Raw genomic sequence first — 22,224 nt, forward strand, 5'->3', positions numbered from 1 at the left:
CAATAATTTCCTCATGTATAGTATGGATATAATCGAGTCCTTTCATGTAAGAAAATAAAAAACCGTATGGATCAGAGATCCATACGGTCTTTCATTTGTTGAAGTATTTTCTTCTCAAGTCTTGAAACCTGTACTTGAGATATCCCCAATCTCATCGCGACCTCAGATTGGGTTTGATCTTTATAATATCGTAAATAAACAATTAGCCGTTCTCGTTCATCTAACTCACGAATGGCTTCTTTTAATGCGATTTTATCAAACCATTTCCCCTCGTTGCCATCGTCAATCTGATCTAATAAAGTGATGGGATCTCCATCATTTTCATAAACTGTCTCATGAATGGACGATGGTGTCCTGCTGGCTTCCTGAGCGAGGATTACATCCTCGGGGGAGAGTTCCAAATGGGCTGAAATTTCATTCACCGTCGGAATTCTTCCAAGTATTTTTGATAATTCATCCTTTGCTTTGCGGATTCTGTTCCCCATTTCTTTCAGTGAGCGGCTGACCTTCACTGTTCCGTCGTCACGGATGAAACGTTGGATTTCACCAATAATCATTGGAACTGCGTACGTGGAAAATTTGACATCATAGGATAGGTCAAACTTATCAACAGATTTTAATAATCCAATACATCCAATTTGGAATAAATCATCCGGGTCATAACCCCTATTAAGAAACCGCTGGACCACAGACCAGACCAGACGCATATTTTTCTCAACGATTAAATCTCTAGATTCTTGATCTCCAGCTTGGCTCTTTTTAATGAGCTCTTTGACTTCATGATCTTTTAAATATGTTTGACTTTTATCGTTCTTGACCTCCACATCCATCGGCAAGTCTCCTTAATTGCAAAGCATTTTGTTAAGTTTTAAATGCTTCCGTAATCTAACCTCGGTTCCGCTGCCTGGCTGTGAATGAACCTCAACCTCATCCATGAAATTTTCCATGATGGTGAATCCCATGCCGGAACGTTCTAGATCCGGCTTTGTTGTAAATAATGGCTGACGAGCTTCCTCCACATCTGCTATACCTAAACCAACATCTTTGATCGTCATATCAATCAAACTGTCCTCAATCGTTACATGAATATAGACCATACCAGTAGGGTCATTTTCATAACCGTGAATAATTGCATTTGTTACTGCCTCTGAAACGACTGTTTTAATTTCTGTCAGCTCATCCATTGTTGGATCAAGCTGGGCTATAAAAGCAGCAACGGTTACACGGGCAAATGACTCGTTTTGACTTAAAGCACTGAATTGAAGATTCATTTCATTCTTCACTCATGCCACCCCCAATCTTTGCAATGCAAATTCCTCTGTCGGTTCCATTTTGATGATTTTAAATAAACCTGACATATCGAATAATCTTTGTATTGCAGGGGAAATCGCACAAACGACCATTTCACCGTGCACCTGTTTTATTTGTTTGTATCTTCCTAAAATAACCCCTAAACCAGAACTATCCATAAAAGAGAGTTGTTCTAAATTTAAAACAATATGACGTATATCATTTTTCTCAATAACTGTTGAAGCCTGTTCGCGAAGTTCATCTGCTGTGTGATGATCCAGCTCCCCGCTTAACCGGATGCACAAAACATCATGTTTTGTTTCCATATTAATGTTAAGACTCACTATTCCCGTCCTCCTTAATCTGGTATAGTGAGTCAATTCGCTTTATTATTGAAAATATCCTTCTATACATACAAAACTAGTTGTATTTCGCTAAAAATAGTTTTGTAATGCTCTTTTTCGACATATAGCGGCTAAAAGGTATTTTCTAAGAGGAGATTGTGCTATTTGCCGGACTTTGTAAACATGCCAAATGCGCGTTTATACATGGTCCACCAACCTGCCTCTTTCACGCTTTTACTTGCTACTAATGGACTTTCCAGAATTACTTTTCCATTTTTCATTAGTTGAATCGTCCCAACTTGGTCACCTTTTGTTATCGGAGCCTTTAAATTCTTTGCCATGGTGACTTTTTGTTTAACATCCTGAGTTTTTTCACCCTTTTTAGTTAGAATCGAAATCGGTTCGCTTGTAACTGCATTAACATTCTTATCCTTGCCCTTACTTACTTTTGCCAGACCAATGGTTTGATTTCGTTTAAACATTGGATGTGTTTGATATTGGGCAAAGGCAAAGTTTAGCATTTTCGTTACTTGGGCATTTCTTTCTTTGGAAGTTGGCGCTCCAAAAACAACCGCAATGACACGCATGCCATCTTTTTGGGCAGTAGCCGTTAAACAGTATTTTGCTTCAGCTGTAAAACCAGTTTTTAGTCCATCTACCCCAGGATAAAAGCGGACTAGTTTATTTGTATTTACCAGCCAGAATTTTTTATCTGTATTTTCACGAAGGTATGCTTCGTACATGCCTGTAAATTTTGTTATATTTTCATATTTAAGGAGCTCTTTGCCCATCATGGCCATATCCGCAGCCGTACTATAATGGCCGTTGACCGGGAGTCCTGTTGTATTTTTGAAGTGCGTATGCTTTAATCCTAACTCTTTGGCTTTAGCGTTCATCATATCGACAAATGCTTCTTCCGAACCTGCTATTCTTTCAGCCATCGCTACGGATGCATCGTTTCCTGAACCAATCGCAATCCCGCGTAACATTTCTTTGGCGGTCATTTCCTCACCAGGTTCAAGAAAAATTTGCGAGCCGCCCATAGAAGCCGCATACTCACTTGCTCTTACTTTTTCATTCCAAGATAGTTTGCCTTGGTCGATTGCCTCCATGATAAGGAGCATCGTCATAATTTTGGTCATACTCGCAGGCGGGAGCTCTTCGTTACTATTTTTTTCATAAAGAACTGTGCCTGTGTCTCGTTCAATTAAAATAGCGGATTTAACATTACTGACAATATCGGCATTCTTTTTCTCTTCAGCAGCAAAAGCAGATGGAATCCATAAACTTGATAGTAAAAAAGTTGTCACAATGAAAGAGACAAATCGTTTCATTCCCATAACCCTCCATTCTTTATACTATCCATTTTTTCCAAAACCTTTTACTTTATACAGTTATTTCCTATAAATACGTAAAAAAGGGTGACAGGCACCATGTGAATTCTTCACATGGTGCCTGTCACCCTGCATTTTTTTATTGGGTTATTTCTCCGTGAATAAGGATTGGCGCTTCCACTTTTTCTGTGGTGATTTTTATATTTTCATATAGCTTTTGTTTTACTTCGTTTACATTGTCATAGTTGCTGTATATGGTAACCAATGATTCCCCTTTTTTGACCTGGTCGCCGATTTTCTTTTGTAATACGAGTCCAACAGCTAAATCGATTGTTGATTCTTTTGTTGCTCTCCCCGCTCCGAGGATCATTGCAGCCGTTCCTACTTCATCTGCCACTATTTCCGCTACATAACCATCTTCTTTTGCTTCAAGTTCGTACGTATATTTTGCTTGTGGCATTTTTGATGGGTTATCCACGATGGAAGCATCCCCACCTTGAGAACTTAAAAAGACTTTTAATTTCTCTAGAGCCGATCCGTCTTTAATTACATTCTCAAGCTTTTGACGAGCATCCTCTATGGAGCTTGCTTTTTCAGCTAAGTATACCATGTGGCTGCCAAGCGTTAAACAGAGCTCTGTCAAGTCTTCTGGTCCCTGTCCTTTTAGGGTATCAATCGCTTCTTTTACCTCAAGGGCGTTCCCAATCGCGTAGCCAAGCGGCTGGCTCATATCGGAGATTATAGCCATTGTCTTTCTGCCAACATTATTACCGATTCTCACCATGGCACTAGCTAATTCTCTTGAATCGTCCAGTGTCTTCATGAAGGCACCTGCACCTGTTTTAACATCAAGAACAATCGCATCGGCCCCAGCAGCGATTTTTTTACTCATAATCGAACTTGCAATAAGTGGAATGCTGTCAACGGTTGCGGTTACGTCCCGCAGGGCATACAGTTTTTTGTCAGCGGGCGTTAGATTTCCACTTTGTCCGATTACGGCAATTTTATTTTTGTTAACTAAGTCAATAAATTCTTCATTTTTGATTTCTACATGGAAACCTTTAACGGCCTCTAATTTATCAATGGTCCCGCCTGTATGACCTAAACCTCGTCCGGACATTTTAGCAATTGGTACACCCACTGCTGCCACTAAAGGGCCTAAAACTAAAGTGGTTGTATCCCCAACTCCCCCTGTTGAGTGTTTATCGACTTTAATCCCTTCGATTGGCGATAAATCTATTTGATCACCAGATTCCACCATTGCCATGGTTAAATCTGCTCTTTCCTTTTCAGTCATACCCTTAAAATAGATCGCCATTGTTAAGGCACTGACTTGATAATCCGGGATACTGCCATCTGTATACCCATTGATAATAAATTTTATTTCATCAGTTGATAATTCTTGCCCATCTCTCTTTTTTTCTATTAAGTCGACCATTCTCATTCTTAATCACCACATTTTTATAATCATTTTGAATCCCGCATTCTAGCGGAAGGATTACTGACCTATCCCTTTAACAATTTCTTTAATATATAATAGAAAGTCCGCTTTTACTTTTTCAGTTGTTTCAATGACTTCATCGTGGGTTAACGGCTGATCAAGGATTCCAGCAGCCATGTTAGAGATACAAGAAATCCCCAGAACCTTTATCCCGCTGTGCCGGGCCACAATTACCTCAGGAACAGTGGACATTCCTACAGCATCTCCGCCTAAAAGACGAATCATCCGGATTTCCGCAGGAGTTTCATAAACAGGGCCAGGATTGCCAAAATATACGCCTTCTCTGACATTTATATTTAAACGTTCTGCTATCTCTTTTGCCATATGTCTTAATTCTTTGGAGTAAGCTTCAGACAAGTCAGGGAAACGGACACCAAGCTTAGTATCATTAGGTCCTACTAGTGGATTGGTTCCCATGTTATTAATATGATCGGTAATAATCATCAGGTCGCCAGGGGAAAAGCTTTCATTTACCCCTCCTGCTGCGTTGGTGACAATTAATACTTCCACACCCATTTCTTTCATCACACGGACAGGGAAGGTCACTTTATCCATACTGTAGCCTTCATAAAAATGGAATCGGCCTTGCATCGCTACTACTTCTACCCCATTTAACTGACCAAGGACTAGTTGTCCAGCATGACCCTCAACTGTTGAAATAGGAAAATCAGGGATTTGGTTGTAAGGTATTTTAACCGGATTTTCTATTTCATCCGCTAATACACCTAGTCCTGATCCTAGTATGAGGCCTAATTTTGGTGTTGTTTGATATTTTTCTTTTAAAAATTGAGATGCATTTTGAATACTTTCTATATTCATTAAATATTCCTCTCCTTATTTCAATTCATTTAAGAAGCTTTTACCGTAATTAGGCATTTTAACGTCGAAGTTGTCAGCAACGGTCGCACCAAGATCTGCAAATGTCTCACGTAACGGAAGCTCCTTCCCTCCATTCATTCGCTTTGAATAAACGAGTAATGGAACATATTCGCGAGTATGGTCTGTTCCAGGTGCAATCGGATCATTTCCATGGTCAGCTGTAATCATTAACAAATCATCATCGGTCATTTTTTCAAATACCTCTGGCAGGCGGGCGTCGTATTCCTCAAGCGCCTTTCCATAGCCTTCTGGATCCCGGCGGTGACCATATAACGCGTCAAAATCAACCAAGTTTAAAAAACTAATGCCAGTGAAATTCATATCAAAGCTTTCGACAAGCTTATCCATTCCATCCATGTTGGAAACCGTTCTGAGAGATTTAGTTACCCCTTCCCCGTCATAAATATCAGATATTTTTCCAATTGCAATGACATCAAAGCCTGCGTCCCTTAACTCACTCATCACCGTTCGATCAAAAGGTTTTAAGGCATAATCGTGGCGGTTAGGTGTACGTTTAAAGTTTCCTGGTTCACCTAAAAACGGCCGTGCGATCACTCGTCCTACCATGTATTTTTCATCGAGAGTCAATTCACGTGCGATTTTGCAAATTTTATACAACTCTTCGAGTGGGACAACCTCTTCGTGTGCGGCAATTTGAAGAACCGAATCGGCAGACGTGTAAACAATTAAAGCACCTGTTTTCATATGTTCTTCGCCAAGTTCATCTAAAATTTCTGTCCCGCTCGCCGGTTTATTTCCGATAATTTTTCTGCCAGTTCGTTTCTCTAGCTCTGTAATCAGTTCATCCGGGAAGCCTTCCGGGAACACACGGAAGGGTGTTTGAATATTTAGACCCATTATCTCCCAATGCCCTGTCATGGTATCCTTCCCGTTAGAAGCCTCTTTCATTTTTGTATAGAAAGCTAGCGGCTGAGCAGCTTTATCTATTCCATTAATTTCACGAATATTACTTAATCCTAACTTACCCATATTAGGCATATTCAGACCATTCATTCTTTCAGCAATATGTCCAAATGTATCTGCACCCTTGTCCCCGAATTTTTCAGCATCTGGCGCCTCACCGATTCCAACTGAATCCATCACAATAATAAAAATGCGCTTATATGTATTTGTTGTCATACACTTACCTCCTTTTAACATAGAAAACGTTTCCAAACGATAAATAGACAACTTTAGGTTGTCCGCTTAAAAATAGGATTATGAAAGTAAATTAATAAATCATTCGTCAGAAGTCTGACATCTCTATTTTACTCTAAGTTTTTGAAAATACAAGAAAAAAACCGCCAAAATTCTCAGGCAGCTTTTAACACTTTTGTGAATTACATTTCACTATCATCCTATTAGGCCCGAGGATGAAACTTACTATAGACATCCATCATTCGCGATTTTGATAGGTTTGTATATATTTGAGTAGTTGAAATATCCGCATGTCCGAGCATTTCTTGGACCGCTCTTAAATCAGCACCATTTTCAAGCAAATGGGCAGCAAACGAGTGGCGCAGAGTATGAGGAGTTAATTCCTTATCAATCTTTGCCTCCATTGCTAGTTTCTTTAAAATCTTCCAAAAACCCTGCCTAGTTAATCGATGCCCCTGATGATTTAAAAATAAGGCATTATCCTTGTGCTTTTCTGTAACAAAATAGGCTCTGCCATTTTCGAGATATTGTTTAGTTGCTGCTAAAGCGGTTTTCCCAATTGGAATAATCCGTTCCCGATGTCCCGTCCCAACACAGCGAATAAATCCAAGCGTTAAATGAACATCTTCTATTTCCAATGCGATTAATTCACTTACCCTAATCCCTGTTGCGTATAGTAGTTCTAACATAGCCTTGTCCCTTACACCAAAGTGATCAATGGAGTTAGGTGCATTTAGCAGCTGCTCTACTTCCTGTAAGCTCAAAACCTTTGGAATAGACCTTTCTAGTTTTGGCGTTTCTATCAAAACAGATGGGTCCTGGTCCGCTGCCTTTTCCCTTAATAAAAACTGATGAAACGCTCTTACTGAGGCTATGTGTCTAGCTAAAGTTTTCGACGATTTCCCTTGCTCTCTTAAATAATTTAAAAAATGAATAATATGAATACGCTGTACCTCGTTTAGTGACGACACTGCCTCCACGCTTTTTAGATATTTAAGGTAGCTCTTTAAATCCCGTTCATAGGAGATAATTGTATTCTTAGCTAACCCTTTTTCCACTATTAAGTAATCTAAAAAAGTTCTTAACTGGTCTTCCATTACCATTACTCTCCATTCAAATAAAACAACATCAACCGATCAATTATGGATGAACTGTCATCTTCCACTGCGTTTGATACCTTTAAAGAAGATCCTTCTGGTACATCGTAGCGATGATAATTTTGATATTCTTCAGATACCCACATGATACCATAATAAAACAAAACCGTGCACCCAGTGAAAAGGATAAATACTTTTAATGTCTGGAATACAACTTTAATAAAAGAGACCATTTGACATCCCCCAATACTAATTTTCTATTAAAAGGTATGCCAAAATGGACAAACTTTATACCTTCTCCGGTCCATTTGGATAAAAGAAAAAAGTCCTTTTCTCCTGAAAGGGACTTTCCGTTTATATTATTCTGTTTTCTCAGTCTCTTCTTCAGGATCATGGCAGCGATGGCAAATCCCATGAAAAGTTAAACGGTGGTCTTTTATTTTAAAATTCCATCTTCTCTCCACTATAGCTTCAACATCTTCCAGTAAGTCCTCTTGGATTTCATCTACAGCCCCGCACTCAATACAAACTAGATGATGATGGAAATGGGCTGCGCCTTCCTGGCGAAGGTCATAGCGCGAAACTCCGTCACCAAAATTTATTTTATCGACAATTTTCAACTCTGTTAGCAATTCTAATGTTCGATAAACAGTTGCTAAACCAATCTCAGGCGATTTTTCTTTTACGAGGAGGTACACATCTTCTGCACTCAAATGATCCTCTTCATTTTCCAACAAAACTCTAACAGTTGCTTCACGCTGGGGAGTTAATTTATAACTCGCTGAATGCAGCTGTTTCTTAATTCTTTCAATTCTAGTTTCCATTCTGAAGTCCCTCCCTCGCCACTGTTAATTTTCATTATAACAGATGAGTATAGAGATTCAAAATAAAATTATTATAAATAACTATTTATAATTTATATAAAATGATAATTATTTTAATGTGATGGAACTTATAATACTTTTCATTAACCATGGGGACAAATACGCTTCTATTCCTGAAGCCGCTGAAATGAATAGTACGGCAGCCATTAAGGCGACAATGTACCGTTTAAAAAAAGGCATGATTGGCTGTGCATATTTCTTCATAAATTGTCTTTTAATCATTCTAATTGAAAAAATCACTGAGAATGCTGCGATTAGTATAAATACCGGAATGATAATCAGATTCTGCGGAAGTATGGAAGCAAAAGCCATCAAAAAGCCTTTCCAGCCCATTTGACTCACTAAAAAGCCCACCGTAAAACCTACAACCATTCCTTTAAGAAATAAGAGAATTAATATAATAGGAAGTCCTATGATCGAGATTCCTAGAATCCACATTAGGCCAATAAATTTACTGTTGTGTAAAAAACTTTGTAAAAATAGATCATTATCCTCGGCTACCGTCCCGTCAGACACTTGTCCGAAAAATTGTGATAAATAATAAAATAAATCTTCTTTCTGGGTAATACTCATGCTATTGACGACAATCGCTCCGAAAATGACTCCCATTAAAAATAAGACAACAATAAATAAAAAGATTGAGGAATGTTCGCGAAAATAACTGGCGGCATCTGACTGGTACAAACGTTTTTTCATCTTTAATTTCCTCCTACTAACTAAGGATCGCTTATTAAAGTCTATGTTAGTCTAGTTATTCTATGACGAAAAATAATAGATTTTAGAAAGGATAAAATTTTTATCGATGAAAAAACCCGGCAGTTGATAAGCTTGCCGGGGATGATTCCATATTAGTCTGCAATTTTTCCATATTTCCCGCCGCCTCCGGCTGCAAGATTTACTTTGCCTTCTCTCGCCTTCATAATGAGATCGGCAATCTTGGCAGGGACAACTTCTGTTAAAGCTGAATATGGAACTTCATGCAAGATAGCCATTTCACTGCCAAAATGATTCACCAGCTTTTCCAATAGGCGCGGTCCTAAGCCAGGAATAAACTCCAGCGGGACTTGATGGACATACGGCGGACGACCTTGTGGACTTGAATCTGCGGTTTTTAACTCCAGGATTCGGTCTGACACACCTTTAATAATTTTATTACTTCCGCACAAGTGACAGAGTTGGTCCTCCATATTTAGAGGGGTAAAGCATTTCGCACAAACGGTTTTATGATATTTCCCCAATAAAGGATCAAGACCATAATTGGCAATGATATGACGGCCTTCCTCTCCCTTTAATGCCTTTTGCAGTTCCAAAAAAGTCGGCTCTTTCATGGAGATTTCTTGATATTCTCGAGCGATTTTTGCAAGTGAGTGTGCATCTGAATTAGTTACAAACGTATATTGATGAAGTTCTTCTAACTGGTCTGCCATATATGTATCTGAGCTTAACCCCAGTTCAATCCCATCAATTAAATCAGGATCGAGCACCTCGGTCAGTGACTTATTAACCCCTTTACCATACAAACTTTTAAAGGGGGTAAAAACATGGGCAGGAATAAAAATCCCGCCTAGTTCTTTGACCTTTTTTTGCAGAACAAGCCCTGTTACATAAACCCGTTGCGAACTCAGTTGAATATTTTTTAAATGGCCTGAAAGCCAAGCTGAAAATTCACGCATGACACTCAGATTAGGGAAATACATGAGCAGATGAATGGGACCATTGGTTTGTTCATCATAAATCTCTAGTTCCGAACCAGGAATGACCGTTAAATCCCCAAATATTAAACCTCCATCCGGATGCTCAATGATCTCTCCACTTTCAATTAGACTTTCCATTTCCAAGATTACTTCGGGTGAGTGGCTGTCTATGATCCCTACCATATTTAATCCCTTTTCATGCCTTGCATGTTCAATAATATTGGTAAATGTCAGAGATTTAGCACCCGTAATTTTCACCGGCTTGCCTGTCCAAGTCCGGCCAATATGAATGTGTAAATCTACATAATAGCGATTCATTTATGTTTCAGCGCCTCTTGTAATTGTAAATATTGGACAGCAAAAATGGTTTTTGCATCAAAAATCTTTTGATTTGTTACATATTCCTGTGCTTCTTCGAGACTTATTTCTTCAAGATTAACAAATTCATCTTCGTCAAGACTAGCTGAATCCTCCTTTTTAACGAGTCCCTTTGCTAAATAGACATGGACAATTTCATCTGCAAAACCTGGTGATGTATAAAAAGAGGTGACTAGTTCTAAACTGCTGCAAACATAACCTGTTTCTTCTTCTAATTCTCTTCGGGCACAGATTTCAGGTTCTTCATCTTTTTCCAGTTTCCCCGCAGGAATTTCCACAATCGTTCTTTCTAATGCTTTCCGATATTGTTCCACCATTACTACCTTGTTTTCGTCGGTAACTGCTATCACCGCTACAGCCCCAGGATGTTTTACGATTTCACGCTTCGACTGCTTCCCATTTGGCAGCTCCACATCTTGTAAATGAAGGCTGATAATCTTTCCTGAAAATATCTCTTCGCTCTTAATTGTTTTTTCTGTTAGGTTGTCCATTTTATTGTCACTCCGTTCTATTCTGTAAAAATATACGTATATTTTACCATACTTTAATTGGAGGAGCAGGTTATGAAAGTCTATATCCACGAAGATGGGATTACTCTAGTCGGCAAAGCCTGGGAAATCATTCAGAAATTAAAGGAATATCAAAAGGATTATGTTTTAGTCACCGATTGGGTTCAGGATATTTCGCAAAAATAGTAGCTGTCATTTGTAGTCTGCCCTTTTCTTTATTAATATTGTAGGAAAGAGCAGGAGGGGTTGTAATTTATGAAGAAAAGACAATTAGGCCAGTCCGATTTGTATGTTACTGAATTGGGCCTCGGCTGTATGTCCATCGGCACAGAGGAAAAAACGGCTAGAAAAATTATCGAGGCTGCACTTGAGGAAGGAATAAATTATTTTGATACGGCAGATCTTTATGATTTTGGTGAAAATGAGAGAATTGTCGGACAGGCTTTAAAACCTGTTCGAGAACAGGTCATTCTTGCAACTAAGGTAGGAAACCGCTGGAAACCAGATAAAACTGGCTGGACATGGGACCCTTCCAAAGCCTATATAAAGGAAGAAGTAAAATGCAGCTTAAAGCGTCTAGGAACGGACTATATTGATTTATATCAACTGCATGGCGGAACGACTGAAGATAATATAGATGAGACGATTGAAGCGTTTGAAGAATTAAAAGCAGGAGGATACATTCGCTATTATGGGATTTCCTCCATCCGGCCCAATGTCATCCGCGAATATATAAAAAAATCTAATCTGGTGTCCGTTATGATGCAATACAGTATGTTAGACCGCAGACCAGAGGAAGAAATCCTATCCCTTTTACATGAACATGATATAAGCGCAGTCACACGAGGTCCGCTTGCTAAAGGACTGCTTAGCGATAAGCTGCTTGGCAAGGCATCTGAAAAGGGCTATCTGGATTACAGCTACCAAGACTTAGTGGAAATCTTACCTTTGTTAAAAGAAAAAGCTGCTCATTCGCGTTCATTTACAGAGGTCTCTCTCCAGTACAATTTAGCGAATCCTGCTGTCGCTTCTGTTGTTGCAGGTGCAAGCAGCCCTGAACAGATTAGAAGCAATGTTGCCGCAGTAAAAAGTAATCCACTCACCCAAGAAGAGGTTTCGATTATTAAAGAGTTAACAAAGCCAGGTATTTATAGGGAACACAGATAATATAAATCACCTTCAGGCTATGTTATAAAATATAGTTTTAGATTTGGAACATGTCTGTTGATTGGCGCTCCAGACACTTCGCTTTCCGCGGGCGTGCCGGGGAGCCTCCTCGGCGCGGAAGCGCCTGCGGGGTCTCCCCAGCCCCGTACTCCCGCAGGAGTCTTCGTGCCTTCCGCGCCAATCAACAGAGTGTTTTTCAATAATTATTTGAATTCTTTCCAGTTCATGCCACTTTCATTTAATAATTCTTCAAATGATTTGTTCTTTTCTTTTAATCTTCGTTCTTCTCGTTTTCTTCGTTCTTCTTCTGCTTTTTTTCTCTCTTCTTCTGCCTTAAGCTGATCCTGCTGTTCTTTTAGCTGCTTCATTAAATCTGGATTAATTAAATCTTTTAGGGTAACAGCTGGATCTTCCTTTTTTGGTTTAGACTGATTGATTTGTCTCTTTTGTTTTTTCATTCTAAACGCCCTCCATCTAAAAAAATCTCTATTATTATACCAAAAAATCAAAAAACAGGCTGTGTCTTACAGCCCGTTTACCGCATTAATAAGCATCTAATTTAACATCTTGATCAATAGTTAATGCTGCTTCTGTTGACTGGACAATATCCTCAACAGTAAATCCACTCGCGACTTCCACTAGTTTTAATCCAGAATCAGTAACATCCATTACTGCCCGCTCTGTGATTATTCGATCTACTACCCCTTTTCCAGTCAGAGGCAGTGTACATTTTTTTAATATTTTCGATTCTCCTTTTTTATTTACGTGTTCCATGATAACAATGATCTTTTGAGCACCATGAACTAAATCCATTGCTCCGCCCATTCCTTTAATCATTTTTCCTGGAATCATCCAGTTAGCTAAATCTCCTGTTTCTGACACTTCCATTCCGCCAAGAATAGCGATATTAACATGTCCTCCCCGAATCATGGCAAAAGATTCAGCACTATCGAAATAGGCTGCCCCGCTTATAGCTGTGACGGTCTCTTTACCCGCATTAATCAAATCAGGATCTACATCTTCTTCACTAGGGTAAGGTCCGATGCCGAGAAGACCGTTTTCTGATTGTAATACCACTTGCTTATTATCGGTAATATAGTTTGCAACGAGGGTTGGCATACCGATTCCTAGATTTACATAAAAGCCATTTTCTATTTCCTTCTCTGCTCGAATTGCAATTCTTTCTCTGACATTGGCTTTATCATTTACCATAACTATTACTCCCTTCCCCCACTCTATTTTTTTACGGTTAATCTTTCTATTCGCTTTTCCTGTTTGCCTTCAATAAGGGCTTGAACATAAATACTTGGTGTATGGATAAAGTTTGGATCTAATTCACCTATTTCGTAAAGCGTTTCCACTTCAGCGATCGTTACTTTTCCAGCAGCCGCAATCATTGGGTTAAAGTTTCGGGCTGTTTTATGGTAAACGAGATTCCCCATTTTATCTCCTTTCCACGCCCTTACGAGACTAAAGTCGGCTGTAAGCGCTTTTTCCAACAGGTATTCACGGCCATTAAATATCTTTGTCTCTTTCCCCTCAGCTATAGGTGTCCCTACCCCTGCTGGAGTATAAAAGGCTGGAATCCCGGCACCGCCGGCACGTATTTTTTCAGCCAAAGTTCCTTGCGGGGTTAACTCTACTTCCAACTCTCCTGTTAAAACCTGCCGCTCAAACTCTTTATTTTCTCCAACATATGATCCTATCATTTTTTTGATTTGTTTATTATTTAATAGCAGGCCTAACCCCCACTCATCGATTCCACAGTTATTTGATATGACCGTTAAGTCCTTGACTCCTTTTTCGGCTAAAGCCAATATCAAATTTTCCGGAATACCGCATAAACCAAAACCGCCTACCATCAATGTTGCTCCGTCTTGGATATCAGCAACTGCATCCTCAAAGGACGTACAAATCTTCTTCATCCTTTTTCTCTCCCCCTTAAGTTAAGGTAATCATAAATTTTTTCCTTCCTCATTTACATTTACTATTTCTACTTTCAGATGAAAAATTCCTCTAATTTTGTCAAAATTCTATTAACTCTTGCCTTTCTGAAAACGCCACCACTACAATGAAGGTATGAGGATTGGAGGGGGAAAATGATGTTAAATTTACCTAACAAAGTGACGATTATTGAAGTTGGTCCACGGGATGGACTTCAAAATGAGAAATTACTGGTTCCTACGGATATTAAAAAGCAATTTATTGCACGGCTAAAGGCCGCCGGACTCCAAGAAATCGAGCTGACTTCATTTGTATCACCAAAATGGGTGCCGCAAATGGCCGATGCTGCTGAAATTACAGCCCATTGTTTAGACGAAAAAATCAGAAATATCGTCCTTGCCCCTAATCGGAGAGGAATTGAGCGAGTGTATTCGACTGATTGTCAGGCCGTTGCTGTATTTGTCGGTGTCAGTAATAGCTTTAATTTAAAAAACATCAATAAAACAACTCGGGACAGTTTAACTGAATTAAAGCCGATTATTCGTGAATTAAAAGAAAAGGGCTATTTTGTTCGTGCGTGTATTTCTACAGCCTTCTATTGCCCTTATGAGGGCAAAATAAGTGAGAAAGATACCATAGAGCTTTGCCGTGAATTTATCATTGCCGGGGTCGACGAACTAAGCGTTGCGGATACGATCGGCATGGCCACACCCAATGAATCCTTCTCTCTTTTTTCCAAATTAAAAGCGGAGTTCACTGAAACCCTGTTAACTGCCCATTTCCATGATACCCGCAAGCTTGCCCTTGCTAATATACTAGCCGCCCTCCAAGCCGGAATTGACCGATTTGATACCTCTGCAGGGGGTCTCGGTGGCTGCCCGTTTGCCCCCGGTGCGGCAGGCAATGCTGCAACTGAGGACGTGGTTTATATGCTTGAGAGAATGGGAATCACAACAGGTGTTAACCTAGACAAATTAATGTCCGCTATTGAAGTTGTAATCCCTCATCTATCAAGAAAAATTGAGACCGGCTATTACCGCCTTTACGCCCAAACAGTTTAGAAACATTTTTATGAATAAGGAATCTCCATATCAACCATCTTAATAACTGAGACTACCAAGAAGGAAGGGAGACAGAATATGAGTCAGAAGCGTGAGAAAGGAAATAGCCAAAGCGGGAAAAACTATGCTGACACTGCAGGCGGCGGGAAACGGATGATGGCTGCCGAAGAAATGGAAAAAGCCCTCCACCCGACAAAACGACAAAATTCTGAGCAATAAGAAAAGCGGAAGCGCCTTGTACAGGGGCGACTGGCATAAGACGAGCAGGCGAGAAGGCTGGTCTTTGGCCTTCTTGTCGGATTGGCTTATGACCCGAGCCCCTAGGCGCTGGAGCTGGACATGAAGAAAAGCGGAAGCGCCATAATACTTAAAGCCGCTCATTGGTATCAGCGGCTTTTTTTATGTTAAAATTTATTCTGTTAAAATATGGGCACGATGTATTTGTTTTACATAGTTTATTAATACCTTATTTCTTACGGGAGGTGCCATTATGAGAAAGGCATTTCGGGCTTTGTTTGTTCTATTGTTTTTCTGGGTATCTCTGGGTTTGTATTTTACAAACCGATTGATGTATATGAAAAAGAAGAACGAGGATTTAATTTTAAGGCGGGAAACAGATGCCGGGCGATATAATCCTAAAGAATTTGAATCACTCCCAAAGCGGGATGTGGACATTCCCTCACCGTTTGGTTATACCATTAAGGCACTCCTTGTTGAACCACATCCGACGAACCGGTATGTCATTATTTCTCATGGAGTAACGGAAACCAAAATTAACTCGATTAAATATGCAAACCTTTTTTTAGAGCGCGGATTTAATACATTAATTTATGACCATCGCCGCCACGGAGAATCAGGCGGAAAAACTACCAGCTTTGGACATTATGAAAAATTCGATTTAAAAACAGTTGTTGATTGGTTAAAACAGGAGAAAGGGCCTCAGCTTGAATTGGGAATTCACGGTGAATCGATGGGCGCGGCAACCATGCTTTTATATGCAGGTCTCTTGGAAGACGGAGCGGATTTTTATATTGCAGACTGTCCTTTTTCCGATTTCAAGGAACAGCTTGCCTATCTGATTAAAAGAGACTTTAAGCTTATCCCCAGTCTTTTACTGCCAATTGGTGATGCCTTTTTACGGCTGCGCGATAAGTATTCGATCCGTCATGTTTCCCCCATTTCGGTGATTGAAAATATTAAGCATCCGGTATTGTTTATCCATAGTAAAAAAGATGATTTTATCCTCCCTTACATGTCAAAGGATTTATATGAACAAAAAAAGGGGCCAAAAATGCTTTATATTGCAGAGAATGGCCGTCATGCCCAGTCCTTCAATGAAAACCGCGCCGATTACGAACGGGCGATTGATGAATTCTTGCAGAAATATGTTGACCATGCTCTGCCAAGTTAAAAACTTTTAATTGATTTTACCTGTAATTCCATATATTCTCATGTTAAGATGAATTTTTAAGGGGGCTTAACATGTCAAAGGTTCAAATTAAAGTCAATGATAATGGTTCACTAAGAATTACGGGTGATGTGGAATTACTTGATGGGGAAGGCAATGTTTACACAACAAAGCCAGCTTTTTCTCTATGCCGCTGCGGTTTGTCTAATAATAAACCGTTTTGCGATGGTTCTCATAAAGGGAAATTTGAATCACAAGTTAGAGTTTCAAAAGAAGACTAGTTACGAGCGGGCGGCTTTCTAAGCCGCTCTTATTTTATACATCTGTTAACCGAATATCTGCAATATCTGCAATCGGTATTCGGTGCACTTCTTCAAAGTGGTCGATGACATGAAGCTTTTGCGCCCATTCATCCCAATAATGGATTTTAGCGATGACCATTTCATATTTACGCTTCTGATAATAGATAATCGTAACAAACTGGTTAAACTCACTGGCTTCAGCTATCGTTTCATTCATAAACTCCAGCTGCTGCTCATCCATCTCTCGTTTCTGTTCGTACTGATCCTCTTTTACCCAATCTCTTAACATCTTGACGTGTTCAGGGAGCATCATAGACGTCCATTTGATTTTTCCGCGATCGCGAATCATAGGTATTCCTTCTTTCCTTACATTTTGTGTCCGCCAACTAGTGTGGCTCGATGTTTAGCGGTTCCGGCAGCCGTATAGGAAACAGCCCGGAGCAAGGCACCTGACCCGAAACGTCTGCGGATGGAATCCACAACATAGCCAAGCTCGCGCCTCTTAGACGCACCCCTATCAAACAGATCAAGCTGAAGTTCTCGGTCATCGGCCAGATTTCCAATCGCAATGGAAATTTGCCTTACTGTTTTTCCACTATAATGTTCATTAAATAATTCGAGGCAGACACGGTAAAGCTCCATTGTTACATTCGTAGGCTGGCTGATCGTTCGGGAGCGATGAAAACCGCCGCCAAATTCGTCTTGACTATACCCCACTCCCAGGCTGATCGTTCTTCCCGCCTTCCGATGCGTCCGCGCTCTACGGGCCACCTCCTCACATATTTCTAACATGACAGCCTTAATCTCTTCCTCCTCTTTATAATCCCTCAATAAAATTTGGCTCTTTCCAAAACTGATTTGACCTTGAATAATGGGGGCGCCTAAATCGGATAAATCAACTCCCCAGGCATGATAGTAAAGCTGGTTTCCCATAATCCCGAATTTCTTTTCGAGCTTCTCCAAATCAAAACGGGCCAGCTGGCCAACGGTGAAAATCCCCATACTGTTTAATGTTTTTTCGACACGTCTGCCGATCCCCCACATTTCCCTGAGCGGTGAGACATTCCAAAGTCTTTTCTGAACATCTTCATATGTCCATTCAGCTACCCCTTTTTTCTTAGCATCCAGGTCAAGACAAAGCTTCGCCAATAACATGTTAGGCCCGATTCCAATGGCACAGGGCAGCTGGAATTCCCGCTCAATATCGTTTTTTATTTTTTCGGCAATGGTACAGGCATCCCCCCATAAATGAACCGCCCCGTCCACTTTAATAAAGCTTTCATCCACACTATAGACGTGGATGGCTTCCTTCGGAACATAGCGGTTAAACACACGGGTAATTTCAGTTGAAATCCGTAAATAAGTGGCCATTTTCGGCTCGACAATTTTAATCTTGGGATCATCTGGAATCTCAAACATGCGTGAACCTGTTTTTATTCCAAACTCCTTTTTTAAGCGCGGTGAAGCAGCAAGTACGATACTGCCCTGCCGCTTTTTCTCACCTACAACGGCCAAATAACAATCCAAAGGGTCAAGACCTTCCATAACAGCTGCACAGCTTGCATAAAAACTCTTCATGTCCACACATAAAATTTTACTTTTCGGCATCGCGCTGTAATCAATCATGACTTTTCCCTCACAGTTAAATATAGAACACTTGTTCTTTAGTCTATTCATATTTTAAGCGAATATTCGTTCGTATTCAATGGAAATTTTTTGAGAGGTTTCCAATGAGGAAAAACGTTATAATCAGGGAGAGGTGTCGTTGATGGATAAAAAACTGGTGGTCAAAATGATAAAAAATTGTTTTAAACAATATTACGAAACAGATTCACTCCCGATAAGCGAACAAGATTTAGATCTGTTAGTCAATCGTATCCTTCAAACAAAAGGGGAAGAACCGGCAGCGAATTTATATGAGGTTGTCAATGATGTCATTTATGAATATTTGACAAATTAAAAAAGCCTCCTTTCAAAAAAGAGAGGCTTTTATTCTTTAATATATTAAGATAGTATTTCGCGGATATCTTCTTCGGTTAAAAAAGAGGTTTCCTTTTCATTAGACGAATGAATGATTTCTTCAATCAGATGACGCTTTTTATCTTGGAGTTCATTGATTTTTTCCTCAATCGTCCCGCGAGTAACAAGTTTAATGACTTGAACCGTATTTTTTTGGCCTATTCGGTGAGCACGGTCCGCAGCTTGATCCTCAACGGCTGGATTCCACCATAGATCATACAGGATAACCGTATCTGCACCGGTCAAATTCAGACCTGTGCCGCCCGCTTTTAAAGAAATGAGAAAGTAGTCACATTCACCTTCGTTAAAACGACGGCAGATTTCCACTCTTTCTTGCGCAGGCATTTTACCATCCAAATAGAAAAAAGGAAGTCCCTGTAAGCTTAAATTTCTTCCGATTAACTCAAGCATTTTGGTAAACTGTGAAAAGATCAGGACCCTGCGTCCGGCCATCTTGGACTCTTCTACAATTTTAAGCAGCATGTCCAATTTGGCAGAGCCCCCTTTATAACCGTCAACAAACAAGCTAGGATGACAACAAATCTGGCGCAGCCGGGTGAGGCCGGCGAGAATTTTGATCCGATTTTTCCTAATTGTCTCCTTATCCAGATGCTTCAACGTATCCTCCCTTAATTTCGCCAAATAAGCGGCATACAACTTCTTTTGGTCGGGAAGAAGTTCTGCTATTTCGAGGGATTCTAACTTTTCGGGAAGTTCAGAGGCTACATCCTCCTTCATTCTCCGCAGCAAAAAGGGGCGCACTCTAAGAGCAATCTTCTTCTTGGGGAGATGGCTAAATTCTCTTAATCCCTTAAATAATTCAGGAAAGACAACGTGAAAAATGGACCACAATTCTTCCGATGAATTCTCTACCGGTGTGCCGGTAAGAGCGAAGCGATAGTCGGATCTAAGCCTTTTTACACTCCTTGCCGTCTGCGTAGCAGGGTTTTTAAAGGCCTGTGCCTCATCAAAAAAGACAGTATGAAAGGTTTGTTTCTCATACCATTGAATATCCCGCCGCAAAAGTGGGTAGGAGGTGATTAGTACATCCAGTCCTACAGCCTCCCTCTGGATTCTATTCCTTTCCCGCTGAGTACCATCTACAACAATAGCTTGCAGCCCCGGAGCAAATTTCATCATTTCATTTAACCAGTTATAAGTTAAAGAGGACGGACAAACGATTAAAACTGGCTGTTTACCTTTCCGAATAGCGGGGAGCTCCGATAAAATAAACGTAATACTTTGCAATGTTTTGCCAAGTCCCATGTCATCCGCAAGAATTCCGCCAAAGCCATAATGGGCAAGTGTCTTCATCCATCGATAACCGTGTTTTTGATAATCACGCAGAGTAGACTCCAAACTCACCGGCACCTCAAAGCTTAGACTATTAGGATTCCTCAATGTTTCAAGAAAACGGTGAAAAGAGTCCTCGAGCCTTAGCACCTTGCTGTCATCAACCGAATCAAACAGCGGGAGCCCCTGCATAATGGAAACCTCAAAGATGTTTTCAATCTCATTCCTTTGAACGGGAAGTTCTGTTAAGAAGCGCTGAATTTCTTCAAACTCCCTTGTCTCTAACGAGAGAAGACTGCCGCTCGGCAAACGGTAATATTTACGCTTTTCTTCTAAAGCTATTAATATGTCTTTAATTTGCTGATTTGAAATGCCATCAAGTTCGAATTTAAATTCCAGCCAATTCGTTCGTTCTTTTTTTAGTCTTACCCTGAGAGCCGGGCGGGCAGGTCCTCTAAAGATCCGATTTCTTACTGCCGTTGTCGCGTAAATTTGCACCTGCTTTTGCAGCTTTGGGACAACATGGTAAAGAAATTCATACTCTAATTCTTCATTGTGTAAAAAATAGCCGCTATCCGTTTTAACAAGCGAGCTTTCCTCCATTAATTCTAAAATTTGCTCTTCCTTTTCTTTATCCCTGATCATCCGAACGCCCGCAAAAACGGTTTGATCTTCCAAAGGATTAATCACGAAATTTTCATAATGAAACTCAAGTCCAACCAGCAGCCGGTTTTTCACCCGGTCTAAATACAGTTTCGCTGTCAACGGTGTTTTCATGAATTTTCTGGTAAGGGCATTCGATAACTGGACATGACCTAATTTTCTCAACCCAGGGACTACTTTTTCGAAAAATGACGTGATTTGCTCTTGGTGAATAAAAAGTTGATTTGTTCCTGAGATATCCAGCATCTGTTTAATCTCTTCCAAGTGCTGACAATCCTCGGCTTTTATGTTAATAATTTTACTCTCAGACACTACCGAACCATAAGCAGTTAAAACAACCAGACGGGACAGCCCTTTTACCTTTAACCAATAACCAGTGGTTTCAGCCTCTAAAAATTCAAACTGTAAGGGCGGCAGTTCTTCTGTTATTTGCAGTGGACTGACAGTCCCCCCCTCATATTCTAAGTTGACGAAGGGCGCCCTCGTTAACAAGGTTTGCAGCTGCTTCCAGGAAGATGGTGGAATCGGCAGCAATTCTGGGGTGTTAACCACAGATGATCCTTCCTCATCATGAATGAGCTGGATGAGATGCCTCATAACCGAATCTGCCTCTGATGAAAAGCAGTGCAGGTTTGGATCATACAAAAACAGGCCAGGAAGCGGGAATGGACGACCAGATTGGACTCCCTCCAGAAAATTCCTGATATCCGCCACTTTTGTCCCTTGAATGAACAGTTCCAATCCAAGTGAAGGATGTCCTTTTTTCACCTTAATTGGTTTAATAATAAACTCCAACTCAAGAACGGCTCTATCTTCAAAATGAAGCTGATGACCGCTGGGCCTTCTTGGCTTGCTTTGAAAAATGTTCAGCATCCCTTCAGCCAATTCCCCCTGCATACCCCTGACAGTTTTAATCGGGCTCGTTCCTTTCGTTTGAAAATCATGAATTGCTAATAGAACAGCCGCAATATGCTGACATTCCTTTTGAAAGGAGGCGAGTTTAGGGCAGCTGCAACTGGAAAGAAACTGATTATGGTCCATACGTTCAATCACCACGGAAAAATTCTCTGTTCCAAGGACGGTGGCTTCATATCGCTCGGGTCCATATTTTTTAAATAATACTTTATTAGAGCGGAAAAATGCTTCGCCTCTTTTAAAGGAGACGGTCCCGCACAATTCTTTAATCATTTTTTGATTTATTTTAATACTCAAATCTGACTCCTCCCGAAGGCAGTTCTGTCTATCCAATGAATTATTCCATTATACCATTTCTTAAAATTAGGTTGTGGTCTAAATTAG

At 40.2% G+C, this 22,224-nt stretch carries 26 protein-coding genes; 7 read left to right on the forward strand and 19 right to left on the reverse strand.

Annotation, left to right across the window (positions count from 1 at the left end; genetic code table 11):
- Nucleotides 1–71: 71 nt before the first annotated feature.
- The 13 genes from sigF to GXK58_RS07905 form a co-directional block, all read right to left on the reverse strand.
- Complete coding sequence (sigF, locus tag GXK58_RS07845) at nt 72–830, reverse strand: RNA polymerase sporulation sigma factor SigF (protein ID WP_160721462.1); 759 nt, start codon at nt 828–830, stop codon at nt 72–74.
- Between the two features lie 12 nt (nt 831–842).
- Nucleotides 843–1,283, reverse strand: a complete 441-nt coding sequence (gene spoIIAB, locus GXK58_RS07850; protein ID WP_160721464.1) for an anti-sigma F factor — start codon at nt 1,281–1,283, stop codon at nt 843–845.
- The gene (gene spoIIAA / locus GXK58_RS07855) at nt 1,284–1,634 is read right to left on the reverse strand and encodes an anti-sigma F factor antagonist (protein WP_160721466.1); all 351 of its coding nucleotides are present in this window, start codon (nt 1,632–1,634) and stop codon (nt 1,284–1,286) included.
- 161 nt (nt 1,635–1,795) lie between these two features.
- Nucleotides 1,796–2,968 (reverse strand): D-alanyl-D-alanine carboxypeptidase family protein, encoded by a 1,173-nt coding sequence (locus tag GXK58_RS07860; RefSeq protein ID WP_160721468.1) that lies wholly within the window; start codon nt 2,966–2,968, stop codon nt 1,796–1,798.
- Between the two features lie 139 nt (nt 2,969–3,107).
- Nucleotides 3,108–4,412 (reverse strand): pyrimidine-nucleoside phosphorylase, encoded by a 1,305-nt coding sequence (locus tag GXK58_RS07865; RefSeq protein WP_160721470.1) that lies wholly within the window; start codon nt 4,410–4,412, stop codon nt 3,108–3,110.
- Between the two features lie 54 nt (nt 4,413–4,466).
- The gene (locus GXK58_RS07870; protein WP_160721472.1) at nt 4,467–5,288 is read right to left on the reverse strand and encodes a purine-nucleoside phosphorylase; all 822 of its coding nucleotides are present in this window, start codon (nt 5,286–5,288) and stop codon (nt 4,467–4,469) included.
- Between the two features lie 15 nt (nt 5,289–5,303).
- Nucleotides 5,304–6,488 (reverse strand): phosphopentomutase, encoded by a 1,185-nt coding sequence (gene deoB, locus GXK58_RS07875; RefSeq protein ID WP_160721474.1) that lies wholly within the window; start codon nt 6,486–6,488, stop codon nt 5,304–5,306.
- A gap of 221 nt (nt 6,489–6,709) precedes the next feature.
- Nucleotides 6,710–7,603, reverse strand: coding sequence for a site-specific tyrosine recombinase XerD (xerD, locus tag GXK58_RS07880; RefSeq protein ID WP_160721476.1), 894 nt, complete (start codon nt 7,601–7,603; stop codon nt 6,710–6,712).
- 5 nt (nt 7,604–7,608) lie between these two features.
- On the reverse strand, nt 7,609–7,836 hold the full coding sequence (locus tag GXK58_RS07885; RefSeq protein WP_160721478.1) for a YqzK family protein: 228 nt from the start codon (nt 7,834–7,836) through the stop codon (nt 7,609–7,611).
- A gap of 126 nt (nt 7,837–7,962) precedes the next feature.
- Complete coding sequence (fur, locus tag GXK58_RS07890) at nt 7,963–8,427, reverse strand: ferric iron uptake transcriptional regulator (protein WP_160721480.1); 465 nt, start codon at nt 8,425–8,427, stop codon at nt 7,963–7,965.
- Between the two features lie 108 nt (nt 8,428–8,535).
- Nucleotides 8,536–9,183: a stage II sporulation protein M gene (gene spoIIM / locus GXK58_RS07895; protein ID WP_160721482.1), complete on the reverse strand. Its 648-nt coding sequence runs from the start codon at nt 9,181–9,183 to the stop codon at nt 8,536–8,538.
- A gap of 152 nt (nt 9,184–9,335) precedes the next feature.
- Entirely contained in the window at nt 9,336–10,499 is a 1,164-nt protein-coding gene (locus GXK58_RS07900; RefSeq protein WP_160721484.1) for an endonuclease Q family protein, read from the reverse strand.
- Nucleotides 10,496–11,050, reverse strand: coding sequence for an NUDIX hydrolase (locus GXK58_RS07905; protein ID WP_160721486.1), 555 nt, complete (start codon nt 11,048–11,050; stop codon nt 10,496–10,498). The genes GXK58_RS07900 and GXK58_RS07905 overlap by 4 nt, the downstream gene beginning before the upstream one ends.
- Nucleotides 11,051–11,122: 72 nt before the next feature.
- Here GXK58_RS07905 and mciZ point away from each other — a divergent pair, with 72 nt between their 5' ends.
- Nucleotides 11,123–11,254, forward strand: coding sequence for a Z-ring formation inhibitor MciZ (gene mciZ, locus GXK58_RS07910; protein ID WP_160721488.1), 132 nt, complete (start codon nt 11,123–11,125; stop codon nt 11,252–11,254).
- Nucleotides 11,255–11,323: 69 nt separating this feature from the next.
- The gene (locus GXK58_RS07915) at nt 11,324–12,235 is read left to right on the forward strand and encodes an aldo/keto reductase (RefSeq protein WP_160721490.1); all 912 of its coding nucleotides are present in this window, start codon (nt 11,324–11,326) and stop codon (nt 12,233–12,235) included.
- A gap of 203 nt (nt 12,236–12,438) precedes the next feature.
- On the opposite strand, the gene GXK58_RS07920 is transcribed toward GXK58_RS07915, so the two are convergent.
- From GXK58_RS07920 to GXK58_RS07930, 3 genes are all read right to left on the reverse strand, one after another.
- Nucleotides 12,439–12,693 (reverse strand): YqkE family protein, encoded by a 255-nt coding sequence (locus tag GXK58_RS07920; protein WP_160721492.1) that lies wholly within the window; start codon nt 12,691–12,693, stop codon nt 12,439–12,441.
- 85 nt (nt 12,694–12,778) lie between these two features.
- A complete protein-coding gene (locus GXK58_RS07925; RefSeq protein WP_160721494.1) occupies nt 12,779–13,447 on the reverse strand; it encodes a CoA transferase subunit B in 669 nt (222 codons plus the stop codon).
- Nucleotides 13,448–13,470: 23 nt separating this feature from the next.
- Nucleotides 13,471–14,160 (reverse strand): CoA transferase subunit A, encoded by a 690-nt coding sequence (locus tag GXK58_RS07930; protein WP_160721496.1) that lies wholly within the window; start codon nt 14,158–14,160, stop codon nt 13,471–13,473.
- A 174-nt stretch (nt 14,161–14,334) separates the two neighbouring features.
- On the opposite strand from GXK58_RS07930, the gene GXK58_RS07935 reads away from it, so the two are divergent.
- The 4 genes from GXK58_RS07935 to GXK58_RS07945 all read left to right on the forward strand — a co-directional run bounded on the left by GXK58_RS07935 (nt 14,335) and on the right by GXK58_RS07945 (nt 16,929).
- On the forward strand, nt 14,335–15,240 hold the full coding sequence (locus GXK58_RS07935) for a hydroxymethylglutaryl-CoA lyase (protein ID WP_160721498.1): 906 nt from the start codon (nt 14,335–14,337) through the stop codon (nt 15,238–15,240).
- Nucleotides 15,241–15,318: 78 nt separating this feature from the next.
- A complete protein-coding gene (locus GXK58_RS26990; RefSeq protein WP_202171320.1) occupies nt 15,319–15,459 on the forward strand; it encodes a hypothetical protein in 141 nt (46 codons plus the stop codon).
- Between the two features lie 271 nt (nt 15,460–15,730).
- On the forward strand, nt 15,731–16,651 hold the full coding sequence (locus GXK58_RS07940; protein WP_160721500.1) for an alpha/beta hydrolase: 921 nt from the start codon (nt 15,731–15,733) through the stop codon (nt 16,649–16,651).
- Nucleotides 16,652–16,722: 71 nt separating this feature from the next.
- Nucleotides 16,723–16,929, forward strand: a complete 207-nt coding sequence (locus tag GXK58_RS07945) for a CDGSH iron-sulfur domain-containing protein (protein WP_160721502.1) — start codon at nt 16,723–16,725, stop codon at nt 16,927–16,929.
- 34 nt (nt 16,930–16,963) lie between these two features.
- Here GXK58_RS07945 and GXK58_RS07950 read toward each other — a convergent pair whose 3' ends face one another.
- On the reverse strand, nt 16,964–17,299 hold the full coding sequence (locus GXK58_RS07950; RefSeq protein WP_160721504.1) for a YolD-like family protein: 336 nt from the start codon (nt 17,297–17,299) through the stop codon (nt 16,964–16,966).
- Nucleotides 17,300–17,316: 17 nt separating this feature from the next.
- Nucleotides 17,317–18,576, reverse strand: a complete 1,260-nt coding sequence (locus GXK58_RS07955) for a Y-family DNA polymerase (RefSeq protein ID WP_160721506.1) — start codon at nt 18,574–18,576, stop codon at nt 17,317–17,319.
- Between the two features lie 142 nt (nt 18,577–18,718).
- Here GXK58_RS07955 and GXK58_RS07960 point away from each other — a divergent pair, with 142 nt between their 5' ends.
- Complete coding sequence (locus GXK58_RS07960; protein ID WP_160721508.1) at nt 18,719–18,910, forward strand: YqzH family protein; 192 nt, start codon at nt 18,719–18,721, stop codon at nt 18,908–18,910.
- A gap of 44 nt (nt 18,911–18,954) precedes the next feature.
- Here GXK58_RS07960 and GXK58_RS07965 read toward each other — a convergent pair whose 3' ends face one another.
- Nucleotides 18,955–22,137 (reverse strand): DEAD/DEAH box helicase, encoded by a 3,183-nt coding sequence (locus GXK58_RS07965; protein WP_160721510.1) that lies wholly within the window; start codon nt 22,135–22,137, stop codon nt 18,955–18,957.
- Nucleotides 22,138–22,224 lie beyond the last annotated feature (87 nt).

The organism is Bacillus sp. USDA818B3_A (assembly GCF_009928415.1).
In the GTDB taxonomy this organism is placed as follows: Bacteria; Bacillota; Bacilli; order Bacillales; family Cytobacillaceae; genus Neobacillus.